This is a genomic window from Actinomadura sp. 7K507 (genome assembly GCF_004348425.1).
Lineage (GTDB): Bacteria > Actinomycetota > Actinomycetes > Streptosporangiales > Streptosporangiaceae > Spirillospora.
This window is the reverse complement of the sequence record NZ_SMKK01000311.1, coordinates 1-9,105: the sequence shown is the minus strand read 5'-3', so window position 1 is coordinate 9,105 and position 9,105 is coordinate 1. Positions and strand designations below refer to the sequence as shown.

Below are 9,105 nucleotides of genomic sequence, written 5' to 3'. Positions count from 1 at the left end.
TCACGGTTCCGTCGCGGAGCACGCCGAGCAGGTCGCGCATCTCTCCCGTCGCCTGCCGTCCGGCGGCGGCCAGCGCGTCGACGCGTTCGCGGGCCCACGGCGGCAGGTCGTCCGAGCGGGCGCGGACCGTTTCGGCGTGGACGACCAGCAGTGTCAGGGAGTGGGCGACGACGTCGTGCATGTCCCGCGCGATGCGGACCCGTTCGGCGGCGGCGGCCTGCTCGGCCTCCAGTCGCGTGCGGCGGTCGGCGTCCTCGGCTCGCTGCTCGGCGGCGGCCAGCAGCGCACGGTGGCCGCGTGCGGCCACGCCCAGGGCCCAGGCCACGGGGAGCACCGCGACGAGGGCGAGGACGTCCGAGCCGCCGCGCCATTCCTGCGGCGCGGTCGCATGGTTGATCAGCATTCCCGCCGCCACCACGGCGCCTCCGATGGCGAGCGCCGCCGTCGAGCGCCGCCGCGGGCTGTGCGCACCGACGGCGTACAGCGCGAACGCGGGCGGCAGCACCGACAGGCTGCTCAACCGGGCCTGCCCGGCGGCGCTGGCGATCTCGACGCCGGCGAGCACCGCGAAGATCACGCAGAACACGGTCAGCGGCCACCGGCGCCGCACCGCCAGCGCCGCCACCGCCACGACCGCGTAGCCGCCGAGGGCCGTCCATGCCGCGGCAGAGGTGTCGGTGGTGGCCTGGTCGAGCAGCGCGGGAGCGACGGACACCGCACCGACGACCGCCTGCCCGGCCCGCCGTGCCGGTTCGTTCTGCCTGGTCACGATCTTGACGTTAGGCCCCGTCCAGGCGGAACGGCATCACTCGAAGGAGTGAACCGGCCGCTGCTACCCGGACGGCCGGTCGCTCCTTGGAGTGAACGTCCGGCCCGAGGGACGGCCCGGACCGGCGATGCCGCCGCCCCCCGACGGCGGCTGCGATGGAGCCATGCCTGAAACTCCGATCGACCCCGCCGCATCCCCGGCCGCCCGCCAGGACCGGCCGAGCCGGCTGGCGAAGGTGGTGAAGTCGGCCAAATGGGTGGTGCTGCTCGCCTGGGTCGCCCTCGCGGTCGTGGCGACCGTGTTCGCGTCCCGCCTCGGCGACGTGCAGCGCAACGATTCCGCGGCGTACCTGCCGGACGGTTTCGACTCCAGCCAGGTGGCCCGGCTCGCCGAACCCGATCCCGGCCGTCCCGCCAGCCAGGACGCGCTGGTCGTCTACCACCGAGCAGATGGAGCGCCCCTCACGAGCGCCGACCGTACGGCCATCGACCAGGGCCATCGCGCTGCCGGCGCCCTGAACATGCCAGGGGCCCAGGTACCCGGGGAGGTGCGGCTGTCCCGCGACAAGGCCGCCGCGCTGTTCACCGTCCGGATCCAGCCGTCGCACGCCGACGACGACACCGTCGCGACGGTGATCGACCGGCTGCGCGGCGAGGACGCGATCTCGCAGCCGTCCCCCGCCGGGCTGCAGGTCGACGTCACCGGTGAAGCCGCGCTGGACGCCGACAACGACGGCGGCGACGTCGACGGGCCCCTGCTGCTCACCAGCATGGTCATCGTCGCGGTACTGCTGCTGCTCACCTACCGCAGCCCCGTGCTGTGGCTCGTCCCGCTGCTGGCCGCCGGACTGGCCGTCATGGTGGCCCGCGGCGCCGCGTACGGGCTGGCCCGCGCCGGACTCGCCGTCACCGACCTGTCGTCGGCGATCCTGATCGTGCTCGTCTTCGGCGCCGCCACCGACTACGCGCTGCTGCTGCTCAACCGGTACCGGGAGGAGCTCTCCCACCACGCCGACCGGCACGAGGCCCTGGCGCGGGCGTTGCGCCGCACCGCCCCCGCCATCGTGGCGAGCGCCGCGACCGTCACGGCCGCCATGCTCTGCCTGCTGGTCGCCGACCTGGCCGGGCTGCGGGGGCTCGGCCCGGTCGCCGCGACCGGCATCGTCATCGCCCTCGCCGCCATGCTCACGCTGCTGCCCGCCCTGCTCGCCTGCGCGGGCCGCTGGCTGCTGTGGCCCCGCATCCCCACTCCGGACGACTCCCGCGGCGCCACCGACCATCGCCTCTGGGGCGCCGTCGCCGACCGGGTGACCCGCCGGCCCCGCCTGGCGGCATCGATCGTCACGGGCGTCCTCGCGGTCGCCGCCCTGGGCCTGACCGCCTTGCACACCAGCGCCGATCCGCTGGACAAGGTGCCGCCGCAGAGTGACTCGGTCAACGGACGGCACGTCCTGGCCCAGCATTTTCCGGAGGGGCTCTCCGCCCCGCTGACGGTCGTCCTGCCGGCGGGAAGCGACGCAGCGACGGTCACCGCCGTCCAGGCCGCGGCATCCGCCACACCGGACGTGGCCCAGGCGGAACCTGGGCGGCCTCTCGGCGACCGCCCCACCCTGACCGTCGACCTCGCGGTTCCCCCGTACGGGCAGGCCGCCGCCGGCGCCATCGACGACCTCCGCGACAGGTTCGACGCCGTTCGGCCCGGAGTCCTCGTCGGCGGCGCCCCCGCCGTGCAGCTCGACTACCGGGAGGCCGCGCTGGACGACACGAAACGCATCGTGCCCCTCGTCCTGCTCGCGGTCACCCTGATCCTCTGCCTGCTGCTCCGGTCGATCGCCGCGCCGCTGATGCTGCTCGCCACGGTGGTGCTGTCGTTCGCCGCCTCGCTGGGCGTCTCCGCGCTCGTCTTCACCCACCTGCTCGGCTTCGGAGGCGTGGCGGCGGACCTGTTCATCTACATATTCGTCTTCCTGGTCGCCCTTGGCGTCGACTACAACATCTTCCTCATGGAACGTGTCCGTGAGGAACGCCGCCACGTTCCGAACTCCATGGCCGTGCATCGGGGGCTCACCGCGACCGGCGGCGTCATCACCGCCGCGGGCCTCGTCCTCGCCGGCACTTTCGCCGCGCTGGCCCAGATCCCTGACGTGACCGTCGCCCAGGTCGGCATCGCCGTCGGGGTCGGAGTCCTCATCGACACCCTCCTTGTCCGCGCTCTCCAGGTCCCCGCGCTGGCCATCCTGCTCGGCGACCGCACCTGGTGGCCCGCCCGCCCGCCTCGCGTGCCGGTGCGCAGGTCGGGGGCCGGTTTGGCGGGCACGGCCCGGGTAGGCGGGCCACATGACCCAGACGATGTCCGCGCCTGAGCGCTATGACGGTTTCGACGTGATGCCGATCGCCGGTGAGTGGCGGGCCGGACGCAGCGGCGAATCCAAGGCCGATCTGGACCCGTGGAGCGGCGACACGCTCACGGAGATCGCCCTGGCCGATGCCGATGACCTGGACGAGGCCTACCGCGCCGCCCGCGAGGCGCAGCCCGGCTGGGCGGCGCGGGCACCGGGCGAGCGGGCCGGGATCATGCGCGCGGCCGCCGCGATCTTCGAGGCGCGCAAGGACGAGATCGTCGGCTGGATCGTCCGCGAGTCCGGCGGGACCCTCGCGAAGGGCGAGCTCGAATGGGGTCTCGTACGGTCGGTCCTGTACGAGGCCGCGTCGATGGCCCACCGTGTCGAGGGACGGATCATGCCGTCGGACGTCCCCGGCAAGGAGAGCCGCGTCTACCGGCGGCCGGTCGGCGTGGTGGCCGTCATCAGCCCGTGGAACTTCCCGATGCAGCTCTCGGCCCGCTCGGTGGCGCCGGCGCTCGCCGTGGGCAACGCCGTCGTGCTCAAACCGGCGGGTGACACGCCGGTCACGGGCGCGCTGCTGCTCGCGAGGATCTTCGAGGACGCGGGGCTGCCGCCCGGCGTCCTCAACGCGACGATCGGTTCGGGCCGCGAGATCGGCGACGCCATCGTCGAGCATCCTCTCGCCCGGATGGTGTCGTTCACGGGATCGACGCCGGTTGGTGAGGGGATCGTCAAGAAGGCCGGGGTGAAGAAGGTCGCGCTGGAGCTGGGCGGCAACGGCCCGCTGGTGGTCCTGGACGACGCCGACCTGGACCGCGCGGTCGACGCCGCGGTCTTCGGCTCGTTCTTCCACTCGGGGCAGATCTGCATGATCGCCAACCGTGTGATCGTCGACGCGTCCGTGCACGGCGCCTTCGTCGACCGGTTCGTCGCACGGGTGCGGGCGCTGGTGGCGGGCGACCCCTCCGACGGCGCGACGCAGATCGGGCCGGTCATCAACCAGGGCCAGCTCGACGGGATCCGCGACAAGCTCGCCCGCGCCCGCGACGAGGGCGCCGAGCAGGTTCTCGGGGGCGACCCGGGCGGCCCGTCGGGTCTGCTGCTGCCGCCGCACGTCCTGGTCGCCGGGAACGACGCGGCCACGGCCCGCGAGGAGGTCTTCGGCCCGGTGATCACCGTCATCCGGGCGGACGGCGAGGACGACGCGCTCCGCATCGCCAACGACACCGAGTACGGCCTGTCGAGCGCGGTCTTCACGCGGGACGTGGAGCGCGGCGTGGGCTTCGCCCTGCGTGTCGACGCGGGGATGACGCATGTGAACGACTCGCCCGTGAACGACGACGCGAACACGGCGTTCGGCGGAGAGAAGGCGTCCGGCATCGGGCGTTTCGGGGGCCGGTGGGCGATCGAGGAGTTCACGACCGACCACTGGGTCAGCGTCCAGCACGAGAAGCGTCCGTTCCCGATCTAGGCTCCGCGCCCCTCTTAGGCTCCGCGCCCCTCTCAGGCTCCGCGGTGGAGGCGTCCGGCCCGGCAAAGAACATTCATCGCCCTATTGAATATAACCAATAGGTGTCTTAGGTTCGATGCCACGCCTCCGCACACCCTGGAGCCCCTGAATGCCCTTCCTTCACCGTCGCCACGACAGGCGTCCCGCCAAGCTCACCGCGATCGCGGCCACCGCGGCACTGGCCCTGACGGCCCTCACCGGCTGCGGCTCCGGTGAGGGCGAGGTCTCCGCCGACGGCGTGGCGAAGGTGAAGCTCGGCGTCATTCCCATCATCGACATCGCCCCGGTGGAACTCGGCATCAAGAAGGGCGTGTTCAAGCGCCACAAGCTGGAGGTCACCACGCAGGCCGCCCAGGGCGGCGCCGCCATCGTCCCCGCCGTGGTCAGCGGCGACTTCCAGTTCGGCTACTCCAACATCGTCAGCCTGCTCATCGCCAAGGAGAAGGGCGTCCCGGTGTCCATGGTGTCGGTGGGGGCCCGCGCCTCCGACGACGAGATGGACGACGGATCCGGGCAGCTGATGACCGCCGACCCCGCGATCACGAAGGTCGCCGACCTGAAGGGCAAGAAGATCGCGGTCAACACCCTCAAGGGCATCAACGAGGTCGCGGTGGCCTCCAGCCTCAAGAAGCACGGGGTACCGCGCGACGACGTCGAGCTGGTGGAGGTCCCCATCCCCAACATGCCCGCCGCGCTGAAGGACGGCCAGGTCGACGCCATCATGGTCAGCGAGCCGTTCATCTCGATGGCCGCGAAGCAGGGCGCCGAGCCGCTGCCCGTCAGCTACGCCAGCATGGGCAAGAAGCTGCCCTTCGCCGCCTGGTTCGCCGCCGAGCCGTACGCGGCCAAGAACCCGGAGGTCGTGGAGCGCTTCACGGCCGCGTTGAAGGAGTCCCTCACCTACGCCGAGAACCACCCGGACGAGGCCCGCGCGGCGCTGAACGGCTACCTGAAACTGGACGCCGGCCTCACCGAGGAGGTGACCCTGCCCGGCTGGAACCCGGAGGCCGGACAGGCCGACATCGCCCCGCTCGCCCAGCTCACCGTCGATTCCGGGCTGATCAAGAGCACCGCCCCGCTGAAGGAGCTGCTCGACCGGTGACCGGCAGGGAGGGCCGCGACGGCGGCGACGTCTTCGCGGGGACGCTGGCGGAGCTGACCTGGCACGAGGTCGACCGAGCCGCCCGGTCGGGAGCCGTGCTGCTCTGGGCCTTCGGCGTGATCGAGCAGCACGGGCCGCACCTGCCGACGGGAACGGACGTCTACCTTCCGGGCGCCAGGCTGCGCGCCGTCCGGGAGCTGCTGGCCGAGCGCGGCGTGGAGGCGCTGATCGTCCCGCCCTACTACTGGGGCGTGAACGTCGTCTCCGGGGCCTTCCCCGCGTCCTACAGCGTCCGCCCCGAATTGATCAGGGAGGTCATGGTCGACCTGCTGGGCGGGATGGCGCGCGACGGCTTCCGGCACGTGTTCTGCTTCTCCGGCCACGGCGACGCGCTCCACAACCGCACCGTGCACGACGGGATACGGTCGGCCTGCGAACGCACGGCGGCGAACGCGAGCTTCGTGACCGAACCGGCGCTGGCCCGGCGGATCGGCCTCGACCTGGACGACCCGTACCTGACCCTGTCCGGACCGGACGAGCCTCCGCCGGACGGCCCGGTCGACGTCCACGCCGGCAACTGGGAGACGTCCCTGATGATGCACACCAACCCGGACCTGGTGCGCGAGGAGGTCCGCGCCCGGCTCGAACCCAGCGGCCTCGGCCCCCGCGAACTGGCCGTGTGGCGGCGGGGCTTCGAGCACGCCCGCCGCGTCACCCCCGACGGCTACCTCGGCGACCCGGCCGCCGCCGACGCCGGAGAGGGGCACCGCATCCACGCGTCCACCGCCGAACAGGCCGCCGACGCCATCGTCCATCGACTCCAGGGGGCCGCATGAATTCGCAGACCGCGCTGCTCGTCATCGACATGCAGAACGACTACTGCCACCCGGACGGCGTGTTCGCGCAAGCCGGGCTCCGCGTCACCGGCCTGGACGACCTCGTCGGGCACGTCAACACCCTCGCCGCCGCGGCCCGCCTCGCCGGCCGCCCCGTCATCTGGGTGCGGATGGAGTGGGCGGAGGACGCCGACGTCGGGCTGCTCGCCGAACGCAGCCCGTTCCTGCGCGCGGCGGGCCTGAGGCGCGGAACGTGGGGGAGCGAGCTGCTCGGCGGCCTCGACCGCGCGCCGGGCGACCACGAGATCGTCAAGTCCCGCTTCGACGCCTTCCACCGCACCGGCCTCGACGACCTGCTGCGCGACCTCGGCGCCGGCACGCTCGTGATGGCCGGTGTGCGCACCGACTTCTGCGTCGAGTCCACCGTCCGCTCGGCCTTCTTCCGCGACCTGCGGGTGATCGTGGCGCGCGAGGCCGTCGCCGGCTACGTCGAGGACCTGCACACCGGCAGCCTCCGCCTGATGGGCACCGTCTTCGCCAAGGTGGTCCCCACCGAGGAGGCCGCCGCCGCCCTCGCCGGCACCGCCCAGGCCCCGCACGCCACCGTTCCCGGTCTCTAGGACGGGGCGGCCGGGAACAGGGCGGGATCGTTCAGGTCGCCGGTGATGTCGGCGGGGATCTCCCCGTCGATGCGGCGGGCGTTCCAGTCGCTGTCCAGGTCGTCGGGGGAGCGGCCCCATTTCCCGTCCAACCGGACGTCGCCGCCCGAGCGCCGGATGGCGAACCGCACCTGCCCGGTGGCCTCGGTACCTGGGCCTTCGGTGTAGGACGCGTAGATGGAGGAGCCGTCGACCGTCCCGTGGATGCGGCTCTTGCCCCGATACCGGTAGATCATCCGCACGTCCTCGCCGTCGACGCGGACGTACATGTCGCCGTAGCTGCTGCTGTAGTGCCCGTCGAGGTAGGTGTGATCGCTCCCGAGCAGGCGCGGGACGACCAGCACGGCGAGCAGCACGGCCATGAGCGCGACCCCGCCGGCGATCCCGCCGAGCAGCAGGGCGCGGCGCCGCGTCGGGCGCGGGACGGGGGCGTTGAGCCGCGTTCCGGCGGGAACGGTCGGCCGGTACCCGCCCTGGTTCCCCGCCACGGGACCCGGGCCGGGCTGCCGGGTCCCGGACGGGGGCAGGGCACCGGAGGGCGGCGGGAAGTGAGCCGGCGGCGGGGGCGGTGCCGGCGGCGGTACGGGCGGCGGCAGCGGCTCCCGCGGCGGAGACGCTTCGCCGGGACGCGGCGGAGCCGCCTCAGCGGGACGCGGCGGCGCTGCGGCTCCCGCGGCTCCCGCGGCTCCCGCGGCTCCCGCGGCCCCTGCGGCTCCTGCGGCTCCTGCGGCTCCTGCGGCGGCCGCGGGGTCGCCGCCTGCCACGCCGAGCCGGGAGAGCAGATCGCGCGCCGTGGGACGCCGGGCGTGGTCCTTGTCCAGCGCCGCCACGATGACCTCGGCCAGGGGGCCCTCCACCCCGTCCAGATCGGGCTCGCGGTGCACGATCCGGTACGCGATGGCCGGGACCGGGCCGGCCCCGAAGGGCCCGCGGCCGGTCATGGCGAAGGCCATGACGGCGCCCCAGGCGAACACGTCGCTGGCCTCGCCGGCGCCCGCCCCCTCGAACAACTCGGGTGCCATGTACGAGGGGGTCCCGACGAGCTGACCGGTCGCGGTGAGCCCGTTCGTGGTGTCCAGCGCGCTGGCGATACCGAAGTCGATCACGCGCGGGCCCATCCGGCTCAGCAGCACGTTGCTGGGCTTCAGGTCGCGGTGCACCACCCCGGCGCCGTGGATGGCGGCCAGCGCGGCGGCCATGCTGACGCCCAGCTGCTCCACCTCGGCCCGGCGCAGCGGGCCGCCCTCCCCGATCGCCTCGTCCAGTGTGGGGCCGTCGATGTACTCGGTGACCAGGTAGGGGTTCTCGGCGTCGGGGTCCGCGTCCAGCACCTCGGCGGTGCAGAACCGCGGGACCTTGAGGGCGTTGGCGGCCTCGTGCCGGAACCGTTCACGGAAGGCGCCGTGCCGGGCGTGGTCGGCGCGGACGACCTTGATCGCCACCGGCCCGCCGCCCGGACCGGGCCCGCGGCCGAGGTAGACCGATCCCATCCCGCCCTCGCCGAGGAAACCGGCCACCTCGTACTCGCCGATGCGCTCCGGATCCCCGGCGCGGCGGGGGAGAGCCTTGGGAGGCAGTGAACTCGCGGACGGAGGGGATGCGTCATCGGCCATAGGCGCTCCTGGACCGGGGGGGCGGGCTAGGTCAAGTGTCCAGTATCACGTGCCTTCGGCGGGTTCTCAGACCCGGCGGAGGTCCTGATCGGGCAGCCAGTGCTCGCGGGTGAGGGCGTACAGGCGGGTCGTGTCGTCGAGGACCGAGCCATGCCGGTGCAGGATCGTCAGGAAGTGGTTCAGGGAGTCGGTGCGGCCCGTCCGCGCGGAGATCTCGGCGGCGCAGACCAGGCTGCGGCCTTCGGCGCCGAGCCACCGGCGCGCCGCCGCGG

General features: G+C 73.3%; 8 protein-coding genes. 5 read left to right on the top strand and 3 right to left on the bottom strand.

From position 1 onward, the window contains the following. Positions 1-769, bottom strand: a 769-nt coding sequence (locus tag E1285_RS40590; protein ID WP_132159924.1) for a histidine kinase dimerization/phosphoacceptor domain-containing protein, incomplete at its 3' end; no start/stop codon positions are given. Positions 770-932: 163 nt separating this feature from the next. Here E1285_RS40590 and E1285_RS40585 point away from each other — a divergent pair. The 5 genes from E1285_RS40585 (at position 933) to E1285_RS40565 (ending at position 7,181) form a co-directional block, all read left to right on the top strand. Beyond that, positions 933-3,131, top strand: coding sequence for an MMPL family transporter (locus E1285_RS40585; protein ID WP_165966966.1), 2,199 nt, complete (start codon positions 933-935; stop codon positions 3,129-3,131). Then, complete coding sequence (locus E1285_RS40580) at positions 3,106-4,584, top strand: aldehyde dehydrogenase family protein (protein WP_243723397.1); 1,479 nt, start codon at positions 3,106-3,108, stop codon at positions 4,582-4,584. Before E1285_RS40585 ends, E1285_RS40580 begins: the two co-directional genes overlap by 26 nt. Before the next feature lie 148 nt (positions 4,585-4,732). Beyond that, complete coding sequence (locus E1285_RS40575) at positions 4,733-5,725, top strand: ABC transporter substrate-binding protein (RefSeq protein WP_132159922.1); 993 nt, start codon at positions 4,733-4,735, stop codon at positions 5,723-5,725. Beyond that, positions 5,722-6,561: a creatininase family protein gene (locus tag E1285_RS40570; RefSeq protein ID WP_132159921.1), complete on the top strand. Its 840-nt coding sequence runs from the start codon at positions 5,722-5,724 to the stop codon at positions 6,559-6,561. The genes E1285_RS40575 and E1285_RS40570 overlap by 4 nt, the downstream gene beginning before the upstream one ends. Beyond that, positions 6,558-7,181 (top strand): isochorismatase family cysteine hydrolase, encoded by a 624-nt coding sequence (locus E1285_RS40565; RefSeq protein ID WP_132159920.1) that lies wholly within the window; start codon positions 6,558-6,560, stop codon positions 7,179-7,181. The genes E1285_RS40570 and E1285_RS40565 overlap by 4 nt, the downstream gene beginning before the upstream one ends. Here E1285_RS40565 and E1285_RS40560 read toward each other — a convergent pair. Both E1285_RS40560 and E1285_RS46075 read right to left on the bottom strand, forming a co-directional pair. Continuing rightward, a complete protein-coding gene (locus E1285_RS40560) occupies positions 7,178-8,833 on the bottom strand; it encodes a serine/threonine-protein kinase (protein ID WP_132159919.1) in 1,656 nt (551 codons plus the stop codon). The two genes, E1285_RS40565 and E1285_RS40560, sit on opposite strands and share 4 nt — an antisense overlap. Positions 8,834-8,899: 66 nt before the next feature. After that, positions 8,900-9,105 (bottom strand): hypothetical protein (locus tag E1285_RS46075; RefSeq protein ID WP_165966965.1); only part of this gene is annotated, 206 nt, incomplete at its 5' end.